This is a genomic window from Paracoccus aminovorans, from assembly GCF_001546115.1.
Taxonomy (GTDB): domain Bacteria; phylum Pseudomonadota; class Alphaproteobacteria; order Rhodobacterales; family Rhodobacteraceae; genus Paracoccus; species Paracoccus aminovorans_B.
In genome coordinates, this window is sequence record NZ_KQ955208.1 from 1,592,303 (window position 1) to 1,616,405 (window position 24,103).

At 67.6% G+C, this 24,103-nt stretch carries 22 protein-coding genes; 14 read left to right on the top strand and 8 right to left on the bottom strand.

The window, feature by feature from the left end; genetic code table 11:
* Positions 1-41: 41 nt before the first annotated feature.
* From ASV56_RS08210 to ASV56_RS08250, 9 genes are all read left to right on the top strand, one after another.
* Positions 42-347: a GNAT family N-acetyltransferase gene (locus ASV56_RS08210; RefSeq protein ID WP_062561541.1), complete on the top strand. Its 306-nt coding sequence runs from the start codon at positions 42-44 to the stop codon at positions 345-347.
* Positions 348-611: 264 nt separating this feature from the next.
* Positions 612-1,676: a multiple monosaccharide ABC transporter substrate-binding protein gene (gene chvE, locus ASV56_RS08215; protein WP_062561542.1), complete on the top strand. Its 1,065-nt coding sequence runs from the start codon at positions 612-614 to the stop codon at positions 1,674-1,676.
* A 58-nt stretch (positions 1,677-1,734) separates the two neighbouring features.
* Positions 1,735-3,309, top strand: coding sequence for a multiple monosaccharide ABC transporter ATP-binding protein (gene mmsA, locus ASV56_RS08220; RefSeq protein WP_062561543.1), 1,575 nt, complete (start codon positions 1,735-1,737; stop codon positions 3,307-3,309).
* Positions 3,302-4,486, top strand: coding sequence for a multiple monosaccharide ABC transporter permease (gene mmsB / locus ASV56_RS08225; RefSeq protein ID WP_062561544.1), 1,185 nt, complete (start codon positions 3,302-3,304; stop codon positions 4,484-4,486). Before mmsA ends, mmsB begins: the two co-directional genes overlap by 8 nt.
* Positions 4,483-5,385 carry a 2-dehydro-3-deoxygalactonokinase gene (locus ASV56_RS08230; RefSeq protein ID WP_062561545.1) on the top strand — a complete coding sequence of 301 codons (903 nt, stop codon included), beginning with the start codon at positions 4,483-4,485 and terminating at the stop codon, positions 5,383-5,385. The genes mmsB and ASV56_RS08230 overlap by 4 nt, the downstream gene beginning before the upstream one ends.
* Entirely contained in the window at positions 5,382-5,984 is a 603-nt protein-coding gene (locus ASV56_RS08235) for a 2-dehydro-3-deoxy-6-phosphogalactonate aldolase (RefSeq protein ID WP_062561546.1), read from the top strand. Before ASV56_RS08230 ends, ASV56_RS08235 begins: the two co-directional genes overlap by 4 nt.
* Positions 5,981-6,826, top strand: a complete 846-nt coding sequence (locus ASV56_RS08240) for an SMP-30/gluconolactonase/LRE family protein (protein ID WP_062561547.1) — start codon at positions 5,981-5,983, stop codon at positions 6,824-6,826. Before ASV56_RS08235 ends, ASV56_RS08240 begins: the two co-directional genes overlap by 4 nt.
* Entirely contained in the window at positions 6,826-7,842 is a 1,017-nt protein-coding gene (locus ASV56_RS08245) for an aldose epimerase family protein (RefSeq protein ID WP_062561548.1), read from the top strand. The genes ASV56_RS08240 and ASV56_RS08245 overlap by 1 nt, the downstream gene beginning before the upstream one ends.
* Before the next feature lie 32 nt (positions 7,843-7,874).
* Entirely contained in the window at positions 7,875-8,588 is a 714-nt protein-coding gene (locus ASV56_RS08250) for a GntR family transcriptional regulator (protein ID WP_062561549.1), read from the top strand.
* Positions 8,589-8,644: 56 nt separating this feature from the next.
* Here ASV56_RS08250 and ASV56_RS08255 read toward each other — a convergent pair whose 3' ends face one another.
* Entirely contained in the window at positions 8,645-9,382 is a 738-nt protein-coding gene (locus ASV56_RS08255) for an SDR family oxidoreductase (RefSeq protein ID WP_062561550.1), read from the bottom strand.
* A 57-nt stretch (positions 9,383-9,439) separates the two neighbouring features.
* A complete protein-coding gene (locus ASV56_RS08260; RefSeq protein WP_216635386.1) occupies positions 9,440-10,882 on the bottom strand; it encodes an aldehyde dehydrogenase family protein in 1,443 nt (480 codons plus the stop codon).
* 170 nt (positions 10,883-11,052) lie between these two features.
* Here ASV56_RS08260 and ASV56_RS08265 point away from each other — a divergent pair, with 170 nt between their 5' ends.
* The 3 genes from ASV56_RS08265 to ASV56_RS08275 all read left to right on the top strand — a co-directional run bounded on the left by ASV56_RS08265 (position 11,053) and on the right by ASV56_RS08275 (position 13,870).
* Complete coding sequence (locus ASV56_RS08265; RefSeq protein ID WP_062561552.1) at positions 11,053-11,709, top strand: peroxiredoxin; 657 nt, start codon at positions 11,053-11,055, stop codon at positions 11,707-11,709.
* A 162-nt stretch (positions 11,710-11,871) separates the two neighbouring features.
* Positions 11,872-12,783: a glycosyltransferase family 8 protein gene (locus ASV56_RS08270; protein WP_062561553.1), complete on the top strand. Its 912-nt coding sequence runs from the start codon at positions 11,872-11,874 to the stop codon at positions 12,781-12,783.
* Between the two features lie 55 nt (positions 12,784-12,838).
* Positions 12,839-13,870: a polysaccharide pyruvyl transferase family protein gene (locus ASV56_RS08275; RefSeq protein WP_062561554.1), complete on the top strand. Its 1,032-nt coding sequence runs from the start codon at positions 12,839-12,841 to the stop codon at positions 13,868-13,870.
* A gap of 87 nt (positions 13,871-13,957) precedes the next feature.
* On the opposite strand, the gene pnp is transcribed toward ASV56_RS08275, so the two are convergent.
* The 6 genes from pnp to ASV56_RS08305 all read right to left on the bottom strand — a co-directional run bounded on the left by pnp (position 13,958) and on the right by ASV56_RS08305 (position 20,669).
* Positions 13,958-16,108 (bottom strand): polyribonucleotide nucleotidyltransferase, encoded by a 2,151-nt coding sequence (pnp, locus tag ASV56_RS08280; RefSeq protein WP_062561555.1) that lies wholly within the window; start codon positions 16,106-16,108, stop codon positions 13,958-13,960.
* Between the two features lie 244 nt (positions 16,109-16,352).
* Positions 16,353-17,030 carry a hypothetical protein gene (locus tag ASV56_RS08285; protein WP_062561556.1) on the bottom strand — a complete coding sequence of 226 codons (678 nt, stop codon included), beginning with the start codon at positions 17,028-17,030 and terminating at the stop codon, positions 16,353-16,355.
* A gap of 197 nt (positions 17,031-17,227) precedes the next feature.
* On the bottom strand, positions 17,228-17,497 hold the full coding sequence (gene rpsO / locus ASV56_RS08290) for a 30S ribosomal protein S15 (RefSeq protein WP_017999129.1): 270 nt from the start codon (positions 17,495-17,497) through the stop codon (positions 17,228-17,230).
* A 151-nt stretch (positions 17,498-17,648) separates the two neighbouring features.
* The gene (locus tag ASV56_RS08295) at positions 17,649-18,536 is read right to left on the bottom strand and encodes a calcium-binding protein (RefSeq protein WP_062561557.1); all 888 of its coding nucleotides are present in this window, start codon (positions 18,534-18,536) and stop codon (positions 17,649-17,651) included.
* Between the two features lie 426 nt (positions 18,537-18,962).
* Positions 18,963-19,616: a YggS family pyridoxal phosphate-dependent enzyme gene (locus tag ASV56_RS08300; RefSeq protein ID WP_062561558.1), complete on the bottom strand. Its 654-nt coding sequence runs from the start codon at positions 19,614-19,616 to the stop codon at positions 18,963-18,965.
* 69 nt (positions 19,617-19,685) lie between these two features.
* A complete protein-coding gene (locus ASV56_RS08305) occupies positions 19,686-20,669 on the bottom strand; it encodes a porin (protein WP_062561559.1) in 984 nt (327 codons plus the stop codon).
* Positions 20,670-21,003: 334 nt separating this feature from the next.
* On the opposite strand from ASV56_RS08305, the gene ASV56_RS08310 reads away from it, so the two are divergent.
* Both ASV56_RS08310 and leuS read left to right on the top strand, forming a co-directional pair.
* The gene (locus tag ASV56_RS08310) at positions 21,004-21,498 is read left to right on the top strand and encodes a DUF3576 domain-containing protein (protein WP_062561560.1); all 495 of its coding nucleotides are present in this window, start codon (positions 21,004-21,006) and stop codon (positions 21,496-21,498) included.
* Between the two features lie 66 nt (positions 21,499-21,564).
* On the top strand, positions 21,565-24,099 hold the full coding sequence (gene leuS, locus ASV56_RS08315) for a leucine--tRNA ligase (protein ID WP_062561561.1): 2,535 nt from the start codon (positions 21,565-21,567) through the stop codon (positions 24,097-24,099).
* The last annotated feature ends 4 nt before the right edge of the window (positions 24,100-24,103 follow it).

Genomic DNA, 24,103 nt, shown 5'->3' on the forward strand with positions numbered 1-24,103 from the left:
TTTCATGCGTTACCTCCGCCGCATCAACACGGAGCAATCGCATGAGCCAACCCACCATCCCCGTCGCCCATGAGGACTATGGCAGTTCCGGCCGCTATGTCGTCAGCCTGCCCGGCGTCTCGGGCGAGGCAGAGCTAACCTGGCGCAACGGCGGCCCGGGCATCATCGTCGCCGACCACACCTATGCCCCCGACGCCATGCGCGGCACCGGCGTCGCCGCCGCCATGGTGCGCCGGCTGATTGCCGATGCCCGCGCACGCGGCGTCATGATCGTGCCGGCCTGCAGCTATGTCCGCGCCCAGTTCGAGCGCCATCCCGAGTGGTCCGACCTGCTGGGCGACGGCTGACGGAATTCCCGCTCCGGCCATGTTAGCGCCAACCATCATGACGATTTTGATATGCAGATCTTCTTTCAGAATATTTGACGGACATATCGGGCAGGACTAGCCTCGCGTTCAGGCCGGCGGTCCATGACCGTTGCGGCGCCGAATGTCCGGGCCCGCCCGCATTCGCGTCCCGCGCCGACACAAGGGAAGGCTCCGGCCGGACAGGACCGTGGAGGCGGCCACCGGCACGGCGCGCAATCGACAGGGAATCGATAGGGAGGAGTCATGCTGAATCTCAGGAAACTCGCCGGGGCGCTGGCCTCGGTCGCGGTGCTGTCTCTGCCGGGGCTGGCCGCGGCCGAAGGCATGGTCGGGATCTCGATGCCGACCAAGACCTCGGCGCGCTGGATCGACGACGGCAACAACATGGTCAAGCAGTTCCAGGAAGCCGGCTACCAGACCGACCTGCAATATGCCGATGACGACATCCCGAACCAGCTGTCGCAGATCGAGAACATGATCACCAAGGGCGTGAACGTGCTGGTGATCGCCGCCATCGACGGCACCACGCTGTCGAATGCGCTTGCCAATGCGAAGGCCGCCGACATCAAGGTCATCGCCTATGACCGGCTGATCCGCGACACGCCGGACATCGACTATTACGCCACTTTCGACAACTTCAAGGTCGGCGTCGAGCAGGCCAATACGCTGGTCGAGGGGCTGAAGGCCAATTTCCCTGACGTGAAGCCCTGGAACGTCGAGCTATTCGGCGGCTCGCCCGACGACAACAACGCCTTCTTCTTCTACGATGGCGCCATGTCGGTGATCCAGCCGCTGATCGACGACGGCTCGATCGTGATCCCCTCGGGGCAGATGGGCATGGACAAGGTCGGCACGCTGCGCTGGGACCCGGCCACCGCCCAGTCGCGCATGGACAACATCCTGTCGGCCAACTACACCGACAAGCATGTGAACGGGGTGCTCTCGCCCTATGACGGGCTGTCCATCGGCATCCTGTCCTCGCTGAAGGGCGTCGGCTACGGCTCGGGCGACATGAAGATGCCCATCGTCACCGGCCAGGACGCCGAGCTGCAATCGGTCAAGTCGATCCAGGCGGGCGAGCAGTATTCGACCATCTTCAAGGACACCCGCGAGCTGGCGAAAGTCACCGTCGGCATGGTCGACGCCATGATCAAGGGCGAGGAACCGCAGGTCAACGACACCAAGACCTATGACAACGGCGTCAAGGTCGTGCCCTCGTTCCTGCTGGAGCCGGTCGCCGTCACCGCGAAGAACCTGCAAGAGGTCCTGGTCGGCTCGGGCTACTATACCGAAGACCAGCTCAAGTGATCCTGGCGCGCGCCGCCGGCCCGACCGGCGGCGCGCTTCCTAAGAAGGGGGGACCGGGATGGACGCCATTCTGGAAATGCGGGGGATCACCAAGGAATTCCCCGGGGTCAAGGCACTCGACAACGTCAACATGACCGTGCGCCGGGGCGAGATCCGCGCCCTGGTCGGCGAAAACGGCGCCGGCAAGTCCACGCTGATGAAGGTGCTTTCGGGCGTCTATCCGCATGGCAGCTACCAGGGCGAGATCCTGTACAACGGCCAGCCCATGGCCTTCCGAGACATCAAGGACAGCGAGGAAAAGGGCATCGTCATCATCCACCAGGAACTGGCGCTGGTGCCGCAGATGTCGATCGCCGAAAACATCTTCTTGGGCAACGAGATTGCCACGCGCGGCGTCATCGACCGCCAGGAAACCAACCGCCGCACCGCCGAGCTGCTGGCCAAGGTGGGCCTGCGCGAAAGCCCGGAAACCAAGGTCGGCAGCCTCGGCATGGGCAAGCAGCAGCTGATCGAGATCGCCAAAGCGCTGTCGAAAAAGGTCGACCTGCTGATCCTGGACGAACCGACCAGTTCGCTGAACGAACATGACAGCGACGCGCTCTTGCGCCTGCTGGCGGGGTTCCGCGACCAGGGCATGACGGCGATCCTGATCTCGCATAAATTGAACGAAATCAGCCAGGTCTGCGACAGCATCACCGTGCTGCGCGACGGCTCGACCGTGGCGCATCACGACGGCATGGTCGCGGAATCGCAGATCGTCCGCGACATGGTCGGCCGCGCCATGGACGACCGCTATCCGCCACGCGAGCCGAAGGTCGGCGAGGTGGTGATGCATGTCCGCGACTGGAACGTCGCCGACCCGCTGCGCGAGGGGCGGCTGCTGGTCAAGAATGCCAGTTTCGAACTGCGCCAGGGCGAGGTGCTGGGCATCGCCGGGCTGATGGGCGCCGGCCGCACCGAGCTTGCCATGAGCCTCTTCGGCCGCTCGATGGGCGACTGGAAATCGGGCAGCGTCCGCATCCACGGCCGCGAGGTCGAACTGACCACGGTGCCCAAGGCCATCGCCGCCGGGCTCGCCTATGTGACCGAGGACCGCAAGTCGCTGGGCCTGGTGCTGGAGGACTCGATCCGCCGCAATATCCCGCTGGCGAACCTGGCGGGGATTTCCACGCGCGGCGTGGTGGACCGGCAGCGCGAGGGCGCCGTCGCCCGCGACTATCGCAAGCGCATCAACATCCGCTCGCCCTCGGTCGAGCAGAAGACGGTGAACCTGTCGGGCGGCAACCAGCAAAAGGTCGTGCTGGCGAAATGGCTGTTTTCCGAACCCGAGATCCTGATCCTGGACGAGCCGACCCGCGGCATCGACGTCGGCGCCAAATACGAGATCTACACCATCATCCGCGATCTGGCGGCCTCGGGGAAATCCATCATCGTGATCTCGTCCGAGATGCCCGAGCTTCTGGGCATCACCGACCGCATCCTGGTCATGAACGAGGGCCGGCTGGTCGGCGAACTGCCCACCGCCGAGGCGACGCAGGAAAAGATCATGTCCATCATCATCCGCTCGGGCCACGACCTGACCGACGAATCGGTCACGGCCCAGGAAATCGAGGCAGAGGCCGCCCATGTCTGACACGACCGAGACCCGCCAAGGCGACACCTTCGGCTTCATCCGCCGCAATATCCGCGAATACGGCATCCTGTTCGCGCTGATCATCATCATGGCCTTCTTCCAGGTGGTGACCGGCGGCATCCTGTTCCGGCCGGTGAACCTGACCAACCTGTTCCTGCAGAACAGCCATATCGTCATCATGGCGGTGGGCATGCTGCTGGTGATCGTGGCCGGCCATATCGACCTGTCGGTCGGCTCGGTCGCGGCCTTCGTCGGCGCGCTGGCGGCGCTGATGATCGTGCGCATGGGCCTGCCGATCCCGCTGGTCGTGGTGCTGGCGCTGGTCGCCGGCGCGGTGATCGGCGGCATCCAGGGCTATTGGATCGCCTATTGGAAGATCCCCAGCTTCATCGTCACCCTGGCCGGGATGCTGGTGTTCCGCGGGTTGACCATGTGGATCCTGCAGGGCCAGAACATCGGCCCCTTCCCGCGCGGCTTCCAGATGATCGCCTCGGGCTTCATTCCGGACCTGTTCGGGCCGGACAAGCCCAACACCCTGTCGCTGATCCTGGGCTGGGGCGCGGCGGCGGTGATCCTGTGGCTGCAGATCCGCGGCCGCAAGCGCGAGGAGGCGGTGGGCATCGCCGACGAGCCCTTTGCCTTCTTCGCCGCCAAGAACGCGCTGATCTTCCTGGCGATGGTCTGGATGACCTGGGCGCTGGCGAATTTCCGCGGCCTGCCCAATGTCTTCATGGTCATGGCGGTGCTGGTGGCGCTTTACGCCTTCCTGTCTGAACGCACGACCATCGGCCGGCGCATCTTCGCCATCGGCGGCAATGCCAAGGCGGCCAAGCTCTCGGGCATCAACTCGGAACGGGTGGTGTTCCTGACCTTCATGAACATGGGCATGCTGGCGGCGCTGGCGGGGCTGGTGGTCTCGGCCCGGCTGAACTCGGCCACGCCCAAGGCCGGCGTCGGCTTCGAGCTTGACGTGATCGCGGCGGTGTTCATCGGCGGCGCCTCGATGGCGGGCGGCGTCGGCACGGTGATCGGCGCGGTGGTCGGAGCCTTCATCATGGGGGTGATGAACAACGGCATGTCGATCCTGGGCATCGGCATCGACTATCAGCAGGTCATCAAGGGGCTGGTGCTGATGGCCGCGGTGATCTTCGACGTCTCGAACAAGTCGAAATCGTGACACCCGACTGGATCGCCGTCGACTGGGGCACGACCCGGCTGCGCGCCTGGGCCATGCAGGGCGCGCAGATGCTTCAGGCGCGCGCCTCGGACCAGGGCATGGGCCGGCTTCAGCCCGAGGGGTTCGAGCCGGCGCTGCTGGCGCTGGCCGCCGACTGGCTGCCGGCCCAGGGCACCATCCCGGTCCTGGCCTGCGGCATGGTCGGCGCCCGCGGCGGCTGGGCCGAGGCCGCCTATCGCCCCGTCCCCTGCCCGGCCCTGGACCCGCGGCAGGCGATCCGCCCCCCGGTCACGGACCCGCGCCTGGACCTGCGCATCCTGCCCGGCCTGTCGCAGGCCGACCCGCCCGACGTGATGCGCGGCGAGGAAACCCAGATCGCCGGTTTCCTGGCGCAGAGCCCCGGGTTTCGCGGCGTGCTCTGCCTGCCCGGCACGCATAGCAAATGGGTCCGGATCGCGGATGGCGCCGTCGCCCGCTTCGCTACCTTCATGACCGGAGAGCTTTTCGCCCTGCTCGCCCGGCAATCCGTGCTGCGCCTGACCCAGGCCGAAGCCACGCCCGACGCCCAGGCGCTGACCCAGGCCGGGGCGCAGGCGCTAGCCGATCCCGCCTGCGTCCCGGCCGCGCTCTTCGCCCTGCGCGCCGGGGCGCTGCTGCATGGGCTGGCGCCGGAACAGGCGGCCGGGCGGCTTTCCGGCCTGCTGATCGGCGCCGAACTGGCCGCGGCCCGCCCGTTCTGGACTGGGGCCGAGGTCGTTCTGATCGGCGCCCCCGACTTGACGACGCATTACGAAACGCTCTTGCTGGCACAGGGCGCCCGGGCCCGGCGACAGGACGGCGGTGCGCTGGTCCTGGCCGGGCTGACCGCCGCCCACCGGCTTCTGCACGAGGACCCATGACCCAGCCCATCATCGCCATCCTGCGCGGCCTGACCCCGCCCGAGGCCCTGTCCGTCGCCCGCGCCCTGATCGAATCCGGCATCACCCGCATCGAGGTGCCGCTGAACTCGCCCGACCCGCTGGAAAGCATCCGGCTGATGGCGGCGGCCTTCGGCGGCCAGGCCACGCTGGGCGCCGGCACCGTGCTGACGCCGGAGCAGGTCGGCCGCGTCGCCGATGCCGGCGGCCGCATGATCGTCTCGCCCAATGCCGATCCGGCGGTGATCCGCGAGACCCGGGCGCGTGGCTTGGAAAGCTGGCCCGGCGTCTTTACCGCCACGGAATGTTTCGCCGCCATCGCCGCCGGCGCCACCGGGCTGAAGCTGTTCCCGGCCGACCAGGCCGGCCCGGCGGCGCTGAAGGCGCTGCGCGCCGTGCTGCCGCCCGAAATCCCGGTCTATGCCGTGGGCGGCGCCGGGCCGCAGAATTTCGCCGAATGGCACGCTGCCGGGGCGCAGGGCTTCGGCATCGGCACGGCGCTGTATCGCCCGGGCGACCCGGCCGAAACCGTCGCCACCCGCGCCCGCGAGATCATCGCCGCCATGCAGGCCCTGGCATGAGCGCCGCGGTCTTCGACCCGCGCATCTGCGAGCTGGGCGAAGGCGCCTTCTGGCACCCCGAGCGCGCGCAGCCCTTCTGGTTCGACATCCTCGGCCGGCGGCTGATGTCGCAGCTGGACGGCGCGCCGCTGGAATGGCAGTTCGACGAGATGGTCTCGGCCTGCGGCTGGATCGACCGCGACCACCTGCTGATCGCCAGCGAGACCGCGCTCTTGCGCTTCGACCTGAGGAATGGCGAGGCCAGGCGGCTGGTGGCGCTGGAGCCCGACCGCCCCGGCAACCGCTCGAACGACGGCCGCGCCGACCCGCAAGGCGGCTTCTGGATCGGCACCATGTCGCGCAGCGCCGAAACCGGCCAGGGCGCGATCTACCGCTTTTTCCGGGGCGAATTGCGCCAGCTTCGCGTCGGAATCTCGATCCCGAATGCGATCTGCTTTGCGCCGGACGGGCGGCTGGCCTATTTCGCGGATACCGCCGCGCAGACGGTCTGGAGCCAGCCGCTGGACCCGGACGGCTGGCCCATGGGGCAGGCGCGGGTCTTTCTCGACCTCGCCGGCACCGATCAGTTCCCCGACGGCGCGGTGACCGACGACCAGGGCCGGTTCTGGAACGCGCGCTGGGGCAGCGGCTCGGTCGTCTGCCACGCGCCGGACGGGCGGCTGCTCAGCCGCCTGACCCTGCCGGCGAGCCAGCCCAGCTGTCCCTGCTTCGCCGGCCGCGACCTGTCGCGGCTGATCGTCACGAGCGCCGCCGAGGGCCGCCACGGCCCGCAGGACGGCCGCACCTGGCAGCTGGACCCCGGCCCCGCGCGCGGCCGGCCCGAGCCGCGGGTGCTGGCGTGATGCGCGCGACCTTCGGCACGCTGCCCGATGGCCAGGCGGTCACGCGGGCCACGATCTCGGGCCACGGGCTGACCGCCTCGGTGATGACTCTGGGCGCCTCGCTGCAGGATCTGCGGCTCGCGGGCGTCGCGCATCCGCTGGTGCTGGGCTATCCGCAGCTCGCCCCCTATCTGGACGAGGGCCGCTATTTCGGCGCCATCGTCGGCCGCTATGCCAACCGCATCGGCCAGGCCCGCGCAGTGCTCGACGGGCAAGAGCTGCAGTTTGACCGCAACCAGGACGGGCGCCACATCCTGCATGGCGGCAGCGACGGCAGCGGCACCCGCAACTGGATCCTGGCCGAGCAGACCGAGGACATGGTCACGCTGATCGACCTGCTGCCCGACGGTCACATGGGCTTTCCCGGCACCATGCTGGTGCGCGCGACCTATCGCATCCTGCCCGGGCCCACGCTTTCGCTGACCATCCTCGCCACCTCGGACGCGCCGACGCTGTGCAATTTCGCCCAGCACAGCTATTTCAACCTCGACGGCCGCGACACCGTGGCCGAGCATCGCCTGAGCGTGCCGGCCCGGGACTACCTGCCGGTGGATGCCGACCTGATCCCGCTCGGCCCCCCGGCCCCGGTGCGCGGCACGGCGCTGGACTTCCGCCGCCCGGTGCGGCTGGGCGAGCGGCTGGCGGGACCGGCCATCGACCATAACCTGTGCCTCGCCCCGGCCCGCCACGCCAGGCCGCGCCAGGCCGCGGTGCTGCAGGCAGCAGACCTGCGCCTGATCCTGCGCTCGACCGAGCCGGGGCTCCAGGTCTATACCGCCAATCACCTCGGCCCCGGCGCCCCCGGGCTTGCCGGCCGGCCCTATGGCCGCCACGCCGGAATCGCGCTGGAATCGCAGCTCTGGCCCGATGCGCCGAACCGGCCCGGCTATCCATCCGCCCGGCTGGAGCCGGGTCAGCTCTACCATCAGCAGACCATGATGCGCTTCCAGCGGGCGCGAACGGTTGACGTGGAGTAAATTAACCAATTACAGCGAAGCAGGGGGAAGAGATGAATCCTGCATCGACCATGGCGGCGCCGGTCCCGGCGCCTTTCGCGGCCCAGCTGCACGCCCGGCTGCGCCAGCGTATCGTCGGCTGCGAACTGTCCCCCGGCACCCGGCTTTCGGAACAGGAAATCGCCGACCAGTACCAGCTGTCGCGCCAGCCGGTGCGCGAGGCCTTCATCCGGCTGACCGGCGACGGGCTGATCGAGGTGCGCCCGCAGCGCGGCACCTTCGTCACCCGCATCGACCTGGAATGGGTGCTCTGCACCCGCTTCATCCGCGAATCGGTCGAGGCCGACCTGGCCCGCCGCGCCGCCCGCCGCGCCACGCCAGCCCAGCTGCAAGCGCTGTTCGCCCAGGTCGCGCAGCAGGAGCAGGCCGCCGATGCCGCGCAGCTCGCCCGCCTGGACGAGGAGTTCCACGCCCAGCTCGCCGCCATCGCCGGCAAGGCGATGGTCTGGACGCATCTGCAGCAGATCAAGATCCACCTAGACCGCGCCCGCCACCTGCTGACGGCGCTGATCGCCCGCGACGCCATCATCGCGCAGCATCGCGCCGTGGCCGAGGCGGTGGCCTCGGGCGATCCCGACCGGGCCGAGGCGGCGATCCGGCTGCACCTGCGCCGGGTGCTGCGCGACCTGCCCGCGCTGCTCGACCTGTCGCCGGACTATTTCACCAAGACCGCGCTGCTGGCCGAATACCTGGAAGCCGAGGGCTGAGCCCGGCTTTCACTGTTTCACAAATACCCCTGCGACGGCGCGCGCGACGCGACGCCTCAGCCGCGCCCCACCAAGGGCATGTTGGTCGCCATCACCGTCATGTGCAGCACGTTCGCGCCCTCGGGCAGGCTCGCCATGTGGAACACCGCATCCGCGACATGGGCCGCGTCCATCAGCGGCTCGGCCCGGATCTGCCCGTCGGCCTGCGGCGCGCCGACGTGGCCCACCGCCGAGATCATCTCGGTCGCGGCATTGCCGGCGTCGATCTGGCCGCAGGCGATGTTGAAGGGCCGGCCGTCCAGCGCCAGCGTGCGCGTCAGCCCGGTCACCGCATGTTTCGACATCGTATAGGGCACCGAGCCGGGACGCGGCGCCTCGGCTGCGATCGAGCCGTTGTTGATGATGCGCCCGCCCATCGGATCCTGCCGCCGCATCTGGCGAAAGGCGGCGCGGGCGCACAGGAACATGCCGTCGATGTTGACGCGCGACACGCCCTGCCAGTCCTCCCAGGAAATCTCGTCGATCAGGCGCGAGATCAGGATGGCGCCCGCGTTGTTGAACAGCACGTCGATCCGGCCCCATTCCGCCACCGCCCGGGCAAAAGCCGCGTCCACCGCCTGCGGGTCGGTCACGTCGCAGGGCAGGATCAACGCCCGGTCATCGCCCGCCGCCGTTTCGGCCAGCGCCGATTCGCGCCGGCCGATCAGCCCGACGCGCCAGCCGGCATCAAGGAAACGGCGCGCGGTCAGCCGGCCGATGCCGCTGCCGCCGCCGGTGATCAGGATGGTCTTCATGGTATTCCCCCTTGTCCCGGCGCGGATGCTAACGCCGCGCCGGGACAAGGAAAAGCGTCACGCCTCGGGATCCCAGCCGCTGATCTGCTTGCTGTCCATGAACTCCTCGAGCCCCCAGACGCCACCCTCGCGCGCCCGGCCCGAGGCCTTGACCCCGCCGAAGGCCGAGCCGCGTCCGCGCGACTGGCCATTCGTCTCGACCATGCCGGCGCGCAGCTGCCGGGCCAGCCGGTTGCGGCGCTTGCCGTCCTGGGTCTGGACGTAGTTCGTCAGCCCATAGATCGTGTCATTGGCGATGGCGACGGCTTCCTCTTCGCTGTCGAAGGGGATGATCGACAGCACCGGGCCAAAGATCTCCTGCCTTGCGATGGTCATGTCGTTCGTCACATCGGCAAAGACCGTCGGGCGCACGAAATAGCCGCGGTTGACGCCCTCGGGCAGGCCGGGACCGCCAGCGACCAGGCGGGCGCCCTCGTCGATGCCCTTCTGGATCAGGTCCTGGATCTTGTCCCATTGCTGCTTGCTGACCACCGGGCCGATATGCCTGCCGGGCTGGTGCGCGGTGGCGACCGGGGTCTCCTCGGCCACCTTCCTGGCCTGCTCGACGGCGGTGTCGTAGAAGCTGCGCTCGACCAGCATCCGGGTCGGCGCGTTGCAGCTTTGGCCAGAGTTGTAGAAGCAATGCCGCGCGCCGCGCGCCACGGCCTTTTCATCGGCATCGGCAAAGACCAGGTTCGCGCCCTTGCCGCCCAGCTCCAGCACCACCTTCTTGACCGTATCGGCGGCGGCCTTGGTGATGGCGATGCCGGCGCGGGTCGAGCCGGTGAAGCTGATCATCTCGACGTCGGGATGCACCGAAAGCTGGGTGCCGACGCCGACCCCGTCGCCATTCACCATGTTGTAGACGCCCTTGGGCAACCCGGCCTCGTCGATGATCTCGCTCCAGACCACCGAGCTCAGCGGCGCGATCTCGCTGGGCTTCAGCACCACGGTATTGCCGGCCAGGATGGCGGGGATCACCTTCAGCGTGACCTGGTTCATCGGCCAGTTCCAGGGCGTGATCAGCCCGACGACGCCGACCGGCTCCCATGCGACCATGCTGGTGGGCGTGTCGGGATGCAGCGGGCGGATGAATTCGAAGGTGCGGAAGGCGTCGATGAAGGTCTGGATGTGATAGGTGCCGACGCCGACCTGATCCTCCAGCGCCAGGTCCTGCGGCGCGCCCATCTCGGCGGTGATGGCATCGGCCATGTCCTGCGCCCGGCGCTTGTAGACCGCGAGGATGTTTTCGACATGGGCCAGCCGTTCCGCCGGCGGCACCGCCGACCAGCCCGGGAAGGCGGCCTTGGCGGCGGCCACGGCGGCATCGGTATCGGGCTGGTCGCCCAGCGAGATCACCGCCACCGGCTCTTCGGTCGAGGGGTCGATGACCTCGAGGTCGCGCGGCGCGGCCGGCTCGACCCAGGCGCCGTCGATGTAGAATTTCCGCTTGTCTGCAATCGCGCTCATGAGCGGCTCCTTTCGGTTTATGGCCGCTAACGTGGCACCGCCGGCCGGGCTTCGCAAGCGGCTCGGGGTGCAGGCCGGCATAACACGACTTGTAAGGTCGTGTTGGCAATCCTTCGCGCATTGCCTATGTTGGGCGGCGAAGCAACTGAAAGGACGGACCCATGTCCCTGCGCATCAACGACATCGCCCCCGATTTCACCGCCAATTCCACCGAGGGAGAGATCCGCTTCCACGACTGGATCGGCGACAGCTATGCGATCCTGTTCTCGCATCCGCGCGATTTCACCCCGGTCTGCACCACCGAATTCGGCGCCGTGGCCCAACTGGTGCCGGAATTCGAGCAGCGCGGCACCAAGGTCCTGGGCGTCTCGGTCGATTCGGTCGAGGACCATGGCAAGTGGAAATCCGACATCGAAAAAGTGGCGGGCGTGCCGGCGAATTTCGCCATCATCGACGACAGCGACCTGACCGTCGCCAAGGCCTATGACATGCTGCCGGCCGACTATTACCTGCCGACCGAGGGCCGCACCCCGGCGCATTCGGCGACGGTGCGCACGGTCTTCATCATCGGGCCGGACAAGAAGGTGCGGCTGACGATGACCTATCCGATGTCGGTAGGCCGCAACTTCGCCGAGATCGTCCGGGCGCTGGACGCGGTGCAAAAGACCGACGGCGTGCCGCTGGCGACGCCGGCGAACTGGGTGCCCGGCCAGGACGTGATCGTGGCGCTGGCGCTGGACGACGCGGCGGCCGAGGCGAAATACGGCGCGCTCGACAAGAAGCTGCCCTATCTGCGCTTCGCCAAGGACCCGGCGTAAGGCCGGGCGAGGCCGCGCCTTTCGGGCGCGGCTTTTCACAGGGCAGTCCTGGCGTCCTGCCGCTCGCCGTGGCAAGCGCGGCGGATGCAGCTGCAATGTTGCCCGGAATGGAAAAGTCCCATATCACGGACCAGTCCCGACCCGGAACGAACGGAGCCTTCGTTGACGACGCCGCCCCGCACGGTCAAGGTTGCCTATGTCACCGACCGCGGCTTTCTCAGGCCGACCCTGGTTTCCGTCTGGAGCCTGCTGCAGCATCTGAAGGGCCCGGCCGAGTTGCACGTCTGGGGCGACGGGTTGCAGGCCGCGGACTGGGCCGATGTCGAAAAGGTCGCTGCGGAAAACCCCCGGGTCGCGCTGCATTGCAGGGATATCGGCAGCGGCTATCTTGATGGCGCGCATGGTCCGCAAAGCTATATCTCGGCCGCCACCATGGGCCGCCTGTTCATTCCACGCCTTATCGACGGCTATGTGCTCTATATCGATGGCGACACGCTGGTGACCGGCGATGTGTCCGAACTGTTCCGGCTTGACCTGGGCAGGGCCTATGCCGGCGTGGTGCGGGATTACACGGTCGCGCATTGGCTGTCCGATCAGGGTGGACGATCAGGCTTGCGCGAGGAGCGGCTTTCCGAAATCCGGCAGCTGATGGATCCGGCCCCGGTTCAGGATTACTTCAACGCCGGGGTGCTCTTGCTGAATTGCGACGCCCTTCGCGCGGAACCGGCCCTGCTGGAGCGGGTCGCGGATGTCCTCGCCGCCTCCGCCTGCAGCCATGGCGATCAGGACCACCTGAACGCCCTGTTCCGCGGCAATGTCGTCCAGCTGGACCTGGGATGGAACGCATCCTGGGGCCGCATCCGGAAACACCGCGCACATCTGTCGCGCAACGGCACGCCGGCAACCGGCGCCCTGCCCGGCAGGGGATCAGTCATCCTGCACTATCATGGGCCGGAAAAGCCTTGGCGGGCCACGGGCTGGGATATCTGGTCGTCTCGTGGTCGGGCGACCAGGATCTACAAACGCGCCCTGCGCCGTTTTCTGCGCAGGTATCCCGATCTGCGCCCGACCTGATCGAGACGACACGCATCACGCGCCGCGCCGCAGAGGCAGGCTTCAGGAGCTGGATTTGACGCAAGACCATCGCGCCCCCTCGCAAGGCAAGCCCGCCCGCGCGCTTCTGGTGGGGCATCTTTCCACCGTGGGCGACGTCGAGGTCCTGCGGCAGATCGAGCGGCGGCTCGATGCCCTGGGCATGGATTACGACGTTTCCCCCTTTACCGATGCCCGGCTGACCGTGGACCGGTCCTGGCTGGACAAGCACAAGCTGGACCCGCGGCGCTATACGCATCTGATCGTGATCTGCGGGCCCTTCACGCCCCAGATGGCCGTGCAGCACGACAGCATCTTCGGCCGGTTCCAGCATTGCGTGCATATCGGCGTCAATCTGACCATGGTGGAGAAGCTTCAGGACTTCAATCCGTTCGAAGTCCTGCTGGAACGCGACAGCGACAGGACCGTGCGCGCCGACCTGAGTTTCCTTGAAACCCCGGAGCCGATGCCGGTCGTGGGCCTGTGCCTTGCCAGCCCGCAGCGCGAATATGGCGCGCGTCGCCGTGGCGATCTGGCAGCCCAGAGGCTGCGCCGCCTGATCCGGGATGCCGGCGTGGCCTTCATCGAGCTGGACACGTCCGTGCCCGTCGAAACCAACCGCTTCGGCCTGTCCAGCGGCGCCGAGTTCGAGGCGATCTGCCGCCGGCTTGATGCCATGCTGACGACAAGGCTTCACGGCATGGTGCTGGCGCTCAAGAACGGCATTCCAACGCTGGCGATCGACCCGGTGGCCGGGGGCGACAAGGTCACGCGCCAGGCGCAGGAACTGGGCTGGCCCGAGGTATTCGACGCCGACGCCGCAAGCGATGACGACCTCGCGGCGGCGCTTGCGCGTTGCCTTTCCCCGGAAACCCGCGAAAGGGCGGCGCGCATCCGGGACGCGGCGGTTGCGTCGCTTGCGGATTTCGACGCGCAGTTTGCCGCCGCGCTGACGGTTCCCGCCAATCCGGCGCTGCGTGCGAACCTCGTGCCGCCGGTCGGCCGGATCCAAGCCTGGCGCAAGCGGTTCAAGGCCTGGAAGCGCGCGCGAAGAAACCGGCGCCGCTAGGCCCCGATCCGTTCCATTGCGGGCGCAGCGCCGGCAGCAATGAAAAAGGCCCCGCAAACGCGGGGCCTTTCCGGAACCGCCGGCCGATCAATCGGCCTGCGCGTCCTCTTTCTTCTCGGGGGCGATTTCCTCGCCGGTCTCCTGGTCGACCATCTTCATGCCCAGGCGGACCTTGCCGCGGTCGTCGAAGCCCAGCAGCTTGACCTTGACCTCTTGGCCTTCCTTCAGGATCTCGTTCGGATGGTTCAGGCGCTTGGAGGCGATCTGGGACACATGCACCAGGCCGTCGCGCTTGCCGAAGAAGTTCACGAAGGCGCCGAAATCGACCAGCTTGACGACCTTGCCGGTGTAGATCTTGCCCTCTTCCGGCTCGGCCACGATCGAATAGATCATGTCATAGGCCTTCTTGATCGAATCGGCATTGGCCGAGGCGATCTTGATGACGCCGTCGTCGTTGATGTCGACCTTGGCGCCGGAAACCTCGACGATCTCGCGGATGACCTTGCCGCCCGAGCCGATCACTTCGCGGATCTTGTCGGTCGGGATGGTCATGGTCTCGATGCGCGGGGCATGGGCGCTGAACTCGCGCCGGCCTTCGGTCAGGGCATGGGACATCTCGCCCAGGATGTGCATCCGGCCGTCCTTGGCTTGCGCCAGGGCCTGCTCCATGATCGCCGGGGTGATGCCCGCGACCTTGATGTCCATCTGCAGCGAGGTGATGCCGTTTTCGGTGCCGGCGACCTTGAAGTCCATGTCGCCCAGGTGATCCTCGTCACCCAGGATGTCGGTCAGCACGGCATAGCGGCCGTCGTCTTCCAGGATCAGGCCCATGGCGACGCCGGCGACCGGCGCCTTCAGCGGCACGCCCGCATCCATCATCGACAGCGAGCCGCCGCAGACCGAAGCCATCGAGGACGAGCCGTTCGATTCGGTGATCTCGCTCACCACGCGGATGGTATAGGGGAAGTCGGTCGCGGCCGGCAGCACGGCCTGCAGCGCGCGCCAGGCAAGCTTGCCATGGCCGATCTCGCGGCGGCCCGGGCTGCCGACGCGGCCAACCTCGCCCACCGAATAGGGCGGGAAGTTGTAGTGCAGCAGGAAGTTCGAGCGCGAGTTGCCGTGCAGCGCGTCGATGATCTGTTCGTCGTCGCCGGTGCCCAGCGTGGTCACGACCAGCGCCTGGGTCTCGCCGCGGGTGAACAGCGCCGAGCCATGGGTGCGCGGCAGGATGCCGACTTCGCTGTCGATGGCGCGCACAGTCTTGTTGTCGCGGCCGTCGATGCGGGCGCCGCCGTTGATGATGTCACCGCGCAGGATGCCCGATTCCAGCTTCTTCAGCGCCGAGCCCAGATTCGGGTCCAGCAGTTCTTCCTCGGTCAGGCCGGCCTTGATCGCGGCCTTGCTGGCCTCGATGGCGTCGTGGCGGTCGCCCTTGTCGCGGATGGCATAGGCGGCGCGCATCTGGTCCTCGCCCAGCGACTTCACGCGGGCGTAGAGCGCGCTGTAGTCCGGCGACTGGAAGTCGAAGGGCTCTTTCGCGGCGACTTCGGCCAGCGCGATGATCAGGTCGATGACCGGCTGCATCTGCTCATGGCCGAATTTCACCGCGCCGAGCATCTCTTCCTCGGTCAGCTCATAGGCTTCCGATTCGACCATCATCACGGCGTCCTTGGTGCCGGCGACGACCAGGTCCAGGCGCTGCTCGGGGTTCGAGCGCAGGTGGTCCATGTCCTGAACCTCGGGGTTCAGCACGTATTCGCCATTGGCGAAACCGACGCGCGCGGCGCCGATCGGACCCATGAACGGCACGCCCGAGATGGTCAGCGCGGCCGAGGCGGCGATCATCGCCACGATGTCGGGGTCGTTGACCAGGTCGTGCGACAGCACGGTGCACATCACCAGGACTTCGTTCTTGAAGCCGGGGGCGAACAGCGGGCGGCAGGGGCGGTCGATCAGGCGCGCGGTCAGCGTCTCTTTCTCGGACGGGCGCGCCTCGCGCTTGAAGAAGCCGCCCGGGATCTTGCCGGCGGCGTAGTATTTTTCCTGGTAGTGCACCGTCAGCGGGAAGAAGTCCTGCCCGGGTTTCGGTTCCTTCGCGAAGGTCACGTTGGCCATGACGCTGGTTTCGCCCAGGGTGGCGATGACCGAGCCGTCGGCCTGGCGGGCAACCTTGCCCGTTTCCAGCGTCAGCGTTTCCTGACCCCACTGGATGGATTTCTTGACTTCGTCAAAATGCATCTGATTTCCTCTGGGAGCGACCGGCCCTCCGGCCTCCCGTGTCTATGGCGGCCCCATTGCCGCCCGCCCCTATCCTTGCGCATGTGCCCCGGGGCTGGGGGCGTCACGTCACAGATGGGGCCCCATACAGGAAAACAGGGGCTGTGAAAAGAGTTTTGGCGGGGTCCGCCCGCGCCGGCCGTCCCATGGCGGCCCACCGCCCAGGGCGCTGCGTCCCGCCCGGCGCCGGGCGGGACGCGCCGGATCATGCGACCAGCAGCGCGGGGCGCGTGCTGGCTTCGGCGGTCGCGGCGGCGGTCTCGGCGCGCTTTTCAGCCTGAACGGTGGCGTGCTTCTCCGCCGCCTCGGTCAGGGTGGAGGCGAGGTTGAGCATCCGCTCCTGCTGCAAGGCCTTGATCGCCATGGCGCGGGCATGGTCCTCGTCCGACCAGGCATCCGCGGCCTGCGTGACCAAGCCGCTGTCGGCGGCCTGGGCGGCTTCCGCCGACGCAGAGCCGGCGCTGGTCCCGGACCGGCCGGTCGAGGCAGGCGCGATCTGCGCGGTCGAGCCCGCGGCGATGGCCGACGCATCCGCGGCCTGCGACGCCGTGTCGAGCTGTGCCTTGGTGTCGGCAGCCGCGTTCGTCCCAGGGGCCGGCTGCTCGGCGTTGAGGACCACGGTCGCTGTGGCAGGCGCGGGCTCGGCTTCCGCCATCGCCGCCGGCACGTCCGGTATCGCCGCGGGCGGGGGCGGCGGCGGATAGGCAGCCACCGGCGGCGCGGCATCTGCCGCTTTTTCCGGGACGTTCAGGTCGATGCGGTCCTGGCTGACATCCGTGATCGGCGTGCTGCCTTGCGGCGCCGGCGCCTGGTTCTGGGGGCTGTTCTGGGCCGTGCTCTGGTCGGTGCGCACGCCCGTCAGCCCGGTGAGCGTGGAATTCAAGACACTCGTCAATAATCCTAACGGCATTGGCCATTCTCCTGTTTACGCAGGATTAGCCAATATCGAAATCAGGTCAGCTTCCAGAAGGAACTATGGCGAATTTTATCCTTCGGCCGTTCGGCTCGACTGGCCCAGCCACAAAGAAAAACGCCCGCGGCATAGCCCCGGGCGTCCGTCTGTCAGCGGCGAGAGACGCCTTAGCGGCGCAGGCCCAGCTTGCCGATCAGGTCGGTATAGCGGGCTTCGTCCTTGCGCTTCAGATAGTCCAGCAGCTTGCGGCGCTGCGCGACCAGCTTCAGCAGACCACGACGCGAATGGTTGTCTTTCTTGTGGGTCTTGAAGTGCTCGGTCAGGGTGGCGATGCGCGACGACAGGATGGCGACCTGGACCTCGGGCGAGCCGGTGTCGCCTTTCTTGGTCGCGAATTCGCTCATCACGCGGTTCTTTTCCTCGACGGTGATCGACATCGGGGTCTCCTTTCGAAGTCAAAGGGTTATGGCTCCGGCCGGGATGTCGTCCAGCGCAGGCCCATGGAGAGATCCACCGGATTCGGTCCAGCGGATGCGCGGCTATAGGCGGAATCGGCGGGAAAGGAAAGGCTTTTCTCGGCCCTGCCGGTCAGGCGGCGGGCCGGATCGCCGTCAGGGTGATGTCGCTGACCCGCAGCCCCTGCACCCCCAGCAGCTTGCCCACGGCCAGCCCGTCCATGCGCACCAGCGTCGAGCCGTCCGGGTGCAGGTCCAGCGTCACCTCGGGCGGGATGCCGTCGCCGTCATCCTCATAGCGCAGCTCAAGCCGGTCCTGGTCCGGGTCGAAGTCGCCGATCAGCGGCACGGTCTCGCCCGGATCCTCCAGCGCCGGATCGGGGGCGCCCAGCTGGAACAGGTCCTCGCCCTCGCCGCCCTCGGCGAAATCGCCGGCGCCGGCCATCAGCGTGTCATGGCCGGCGCCGCCATGCAGCCAGGCCGCATCAGGATGGGCCGAGCCGATCAGCAGGTCGTCGCCCTCGCCGCCGTCCAGGTCGTCGGTGCCGCGCCCGGCGACCAGCGTGTCGTTGCCGGCATTGCCGGTGATCCAGTCGTCGCCCTCGCCACCGGTCAGGCTGTCGTCACCTTCGCCGCCGAAGATCGTGTCGTCGCCGGCGCCGCCATGCACGGTGTCATGGCCGCCCTGGCCGGCCAGGGAATCGGCGCCGGCGCCGCCTTCGATCGAATCGTCGCCGCCCTCGCCATAGTCGCCATCGCCATAGATCCAGTCGGTGCCGTCGCCGCCCAGCAGCGTGTCGTCACCCAGGCCGCCGTGCAAATCGTCGTTGCCGCCGAACCCGCTGAGCCGGTCGTCGTATTCGCTGCCGGCGAGCCAGTCCGAACCCTCGGTGCCCTCGGTCTCGACGCCCTCGGGGTCGTCGTCCGGGTCCGGCTCGACGGGGCCGGGATTGTCGGGATCTTCCTCGCCTGGCTCGGGCCGGGTCGAACTGACATCGACCGCCAGCCCGACCACGAGCATGCTCAACAGACTTCCAAGAAGCAACATGGCGGCACCAGACAACCGAATCATACAACCTTTACGGGCAGAGTAGCGGTTGGCGCCTGGCTCCGCATCCTGTTTGTTAAGAGAGGGTTAATTCCACGCCGCCGCCGTCGCCAATGCGGCCATGGCGCGGGCGCGGCCCGGTCCGGCAACCGTCTCTCGGAGCGTTTTGAACGCAGAGCGCGGCGGATGCTGGCGCAGGGCCATCGAGCGCCGCCGGGCGAGCCGATTCGCCGACCGCGTGCGTCCAGACTCATGCGCGGGTCCGGATCTCGCAGCGCAATCGTTTCGGCGCTGGAGAGCGTTCCCGGGAGGCGCTGGCAATGCAACCGCGCGGGCTGCATATGCAGGCCAATGAGCCGCGGAAAGCCGCGCGCTCGCGTTGGCGCCAGATGAGGCAGCTCAGCCGTAGTCGCGCGCGCCGAAGATCGCGCTGCCGACGCGGACATGGGTGGCGCCCTCGGCGATGGCGGTTTCGAAATCGGCGCTCATGCCCATCGAGAGGCTGCTTAGCCCGTTCCGCGCCGCGATGGCGCGCAGAGCGCGGAAATGCGGGGTGGCGTCCTGATCCTCGGGCGGGATGCACATCAGGCCCTGCACGTCCAGGTCCAGCGCCCGGCAGTCGGCGATGAACCCGTCTGCCTCGTCGGGCAGGATGCCGGCCTTTTGCGGCTCGGAGCCAGTGTTCACCTGCACGAAAAGCTGCGGACAGCGCCCGGCCGCCTGCACCTGCCGCGCCAGCTTCTCGGCCAGCGAGGGGCGGTCGAGCGTATGGATGGCGTCGAAAAGCTGCAGCGCCGGCTTCAGCTTGTTGGTCTGCAAGGGGCCGATCATGTGCAGTTCGACCCCAGGGAAACGGTCGCGCCAGGCGGGCCATTTTCCTGCCGCCTCCTGCACGTAATTCTCGCCGAAGACGCGCTGGCCGGCTGCCAGCACGGCCTCGACCCGCTCGGGCGGCTGCACCTTGCTGACGGCGATCAGCGTCACCGCGCCCGGCGCACGCCCGGCGGCGGATTCGGCCGCGGCGATGCGGCGCCTGATGTCATCCAGTCCCATGGACGGCATGATTCGCAAAAGAAAAGAGCGGGCGCAAGGCCCGCTCTTTCGCATTCCGGTTCTGACGGATCAGAACGAGAACTTGATACCGAAGTCGGCGACGGTGTCGTCGAGGTAGTCGGTGTCGATGATGCCACCGGCCAGAACGGCGCCGCCGCCCAGGTCGTAGTCGGCACCGATGCCGAACGAGTCGTATTCTTCGTCGAAGCCGGCGACTTCGACTTCGTCACGACGCCAGAAGCCTTTCACAGCGATCGCGTCCATCTGGTAGGTCGCGCCCAGGCCATAGGTCTTGGCATCGGCGTCGGCGATCGAGTCGATGCTGTAGTCCATGTACACGCCTTTGATGGCGAAGTTGTTGAACTTGCCTTCGGCAGCCAGACCGATTTCGCTGTCGTCGCCGTTGTCCGAGTAGGACAGCGCGGCCCAGAAGTTCGAGCCTTCGTATTTCGCAGCGACCGACCAGGCGGTGTCGGCGGTGTCAACCTGATTGCCGTCCAGGTCGAACACGTCCGAGCGACCGACCACGCCCGGGCCGGCAACGTTCGAGCCGTCGGTGGCCGAGGCGTAGAACGAGATGTTGTTGACGGTGTATTCATACAGGATCGTCGGACCCTGGTCTTCGTTCTCACCGTCGCCGACCAGGAAGCTGATCTCTTCGATGTCGCCACCGAATTCACCGTCGGTGTAGCCGATTTCCGGCAGGTCGCCGATCGCGGCTTCCGCGGCGCCGACAACGTCACCCATCGACAGCTTGCCGTAGGTGCCCGAGATCCAGACGGCGCCGGCGGTGCCGCGGGCGGCCGAACGGTTGGACTCGGTGTTGCCAGCGGTGTAGTCGCTTTCCTGGTCGACGCGGAAGGCGCCGCCGAACGACAGGCCGGCATCCGATTCACCGGTCAGGGTGAATTTCACGCGGGCGCGGCTCGAGAACTGAGCGTCGTTGCCGTCATAGATCACACCCATACGGCCGTCGCCCGAAACGGCGACTTCAGCCGAGGCGAAGCCAGCCGAAAGCACCAGCGCGCTGGTGGCGAAAAGAACCTTTTTCATGGTTTTCCCTCTTGTCTCTCTCGTGTGCCCCAGCCAGAGAACCGACCGAGGTATAGGCAGTTGTGTCGCCCTTTCCCCCCCGCATTGCAACGGAATCGCATCGGCTTAGCCCGTTTCGGGCCTGCTGTGATGCACAAGGGCCACAGTCCGTTGCAGCCCGGGCAAGCGCGCCCGCAAGGCCGCGCCGGCAGGGTTTTCGCAGCCCCTACGCGCGCGTGCCATATCACCCGCCTTGCGGATCGCGGCACGACCCGGCGGGCGGCGGCGCGGCCTCTCTTGTGGCAAGGGGCGGAATTGCGCTATGGCTCGGCCAAGACGATCCGGGGGACACCAGATGACCAGACGCGCCGCACGGCTGACCGCCGCCCTGCTTCTTTCGGCCGGGCTTGCCGCTTGTTCCGGCGGTGGATCGGGCTCGGCCGGTTCCGCGACCTCGGGGCCGGGCGGGAACCGGCAGGCGCAGGCCGCGCAGCCGCAGCGGCAATCGACGATCTGGGACCTGTTCTCGAATCGCCGCAATCCGAACGACACCGTGGCGGTGAACAAGTATCTGTGGAACGCCAGCCTCGAGGTGCTGAACTTCCTGCCGATCCAGTCCATCGACCCGTTCACCGGCGTCATCGTCACCGGCTACGGCACGCCGCCGGGCGGCGTGCGGTCCTATCGCGCCACGGTCAACATCACCGACCCGGCGCTGGACGCGCGGGCGCTGAAGCTGTCGCTGCAGGGCGCCGGCGGCGCGGCGGTCGCCCCCGACACCGTGCGCGCGGTCGAGGATGCGATCCTGACCCGCGCCCGGCAGATGCGCGTGCGGGACGGCAAGCTCTAAGCCTTCTGGACCTGCGCACGCGCAAGGGATATGACCCTGCGGGCAATCTGACGCCCGGAGGTTTCCATGCCCTATGATCCCGCAATCAGCGAGCCGCGCTGGCAAAAGGCGTGGGACGACGCGGAGACCTTCCGCGCGGTGCGGGACGAACGGCCCAAGTATTACGTGCTGGAAATGTTCCCCTATCCTTCGGGGCGCATCCACATGGGCCATGTGCGCAACTACACGATGGGCGACGTGGTGGCGCGGTTCAAGCGCGCGCAGGGCTTTTCCGTGCTGCACCCGATGGGCTGGGACGCCTTCGGCATGCCGGCCGAGAATGCGGCCATGGAGCAGGGCGGCCATCCGCGCGACTGGACCTATGGCAATATCGCCACCATGCGCGGCCAGCTGAAGCCCTTGGGCCTGTCGATCGACTGGAGCCGGGAATTCGCCACCTGCGACGACGCCTATGTCGCCCAGCAGCAGGCGCTGTTCCTGGACATGCTGGAGGCCGGGCTGATCACCCGCAAATCGGCGCAGGTGAACTGGGACCCGGTCGACATGACCGTGCTGGCGAACGAGCAGGTGATCGACGGCAAGGGCTGGCGTTCGGGCGCCACGGTCGAGCGCAAGGAACTGACGCAGTGGTTCTTCAAGATCTCGGATTACTCGGACGAGCTGCTGACCGCGCTGGACGGGCTGGAGGGCTGGCCGGAAAAGGTGCGGCTGATGCAGGCCAACTGGATCGGCAAGTCGCGCGGGCTGCAATTCCGCTTCGACACCGTGGACAGCCCCGATTTCCCGCAGATCGAGGTCTATACCACCCGCCCCGACACGCTGATGGGCGCGAGCTTCGTCGCCCTGTCGCCGGATCATCCGCTGGTCAAGGCGCTGGCGGCCAAGGACACGGCCGTCGCGGCTTTCGTCGAGGAATGCCGCAAGATCGGCACCACCGAGGAAGCCATCGAGACCGCGCCGAAGCTGGGCTTCGACACCGGGCTGACCGTGCGCCACCCGCTGGACCCGGATTGGCAATTGCCGATCTGGATCGCGAATTTCGTGCTGATGGATTACGGCACCGGCGCGATCTTCGGCTCTCCGGCGCATGACGAGCGCGACCACGAGTTTGCGACCAAATACCGGCTGCCGATCCGCGCCACCTTCGGCGAGCGCGGCATGACGCTGGAACAGGCCGACGCGCTGGTGGCGAAAGCGCCCTATGTGCCGCTGAAATCCGAAATCGTGACCTATGTCCGCGGCTTCGCAGGCCACGCCGACCAGACCGGCGAGGCGGCGGTGGATGCCGCCATCGCCCATGCCGAGGCCGCCGGCTATGGCGAGGGCGTGACGAAATTCCGCCTGCGCGACTGGGGCATCTCGCGCCAGCGCTATTGGGGCTGCCCGATCCCGGTGGTGCATTGCGAAAAATGCGGCACCGTGCCCGAGGCCAAGGCGAACCTGCCGGTGCTGCTGCCGCAGGACGTCAGCTTCGACGTGCCCGGCAACCCGCTGGACCGGCACCCGACCTGGCGCAACACCACCTGCCCGCAATGCGGCGGCCCGGCCCGGCGCGAGACGGATACCATGGACACTTTCGTCGATTCGTCCTGGTATTACGCCCGCTTCACCTCGCCCCACGCCGATGTGCCGACCGATCGGCCCGAGACCGATTACTGGATGAACGTCGACCAGTATATCGGCGGCATCGAGCATGCGATCCTGCATCTGCTCTATTCGCGCTTCTTCGCCCGCGCCATGGTCAAGACCGGGCACCTGCCCGAAAGCGCCCGGGAGCCGTTCGACGCGCTCTTCACCCAGGGCATGGTCACGCATGAGATCTACATGACCCGGGACGCGCGCGGCCGCCCGGTCTATCACCTGCCCGAGGATGTCACCGACGGTAAGCTGGCCGACGGCACGCCGGTCGAGGTGATCCCCTCGGCCAAGATGTCGAAATCCAAGAAGAACGTCGTCGATCCGGTGAACATCGTCGCCAATTTCGGCGCCGATACGGCGCGCTGGTTCATGCTCTCGGACAGCCCGCCCGAGCGCGACGTGGAATGGACCGCCGCCGGGGCCGAGGCGGCGAACCGCTTCCTCGCCCGGGTCTGGCGGCTGGCCGACGAGATCCCCGAGGGCGGCGACGATCCCGATCTGCCGCGCGCCGCGCATCGCGCCATCGACGAGGTAACGAAATCCATCGAGGGCTTTGCCTTCAACAAGGCCGTGGCCAAGCTTTACGAACTGGCCAATGTGATCGGCAAGTCGAAGGCCGGCGGCGATGGCCGGCGCGCGGCGCTGCGCATCCTGGCGCAACTGCTGGCGCCGATGGTGCCGCACCTGGCCGAGGAAGTCTGGGCCAAGGCCGGCGGCCAGGGCATGGTGGTCGATGCGCCCTGGCCCAAGGCGGACCCGGCGCTGCTGGTCTCGGATTCGGTGGTGCTGCCGATCCAGATCAACGGCAAGCGCCGGGCCGAGATCGAGGTGCCGAAGGACATGCCCAAGGAACAGATCGAGGCGCTGGTCATGGCCGACGAGACCGTGCTGCGCTTCATGGAGGGCGCCCCGGTCAAGAAGCTGATCGTGGTGCCGGGGCGGATCGTCAATGTCGTGGTCTAGGCGC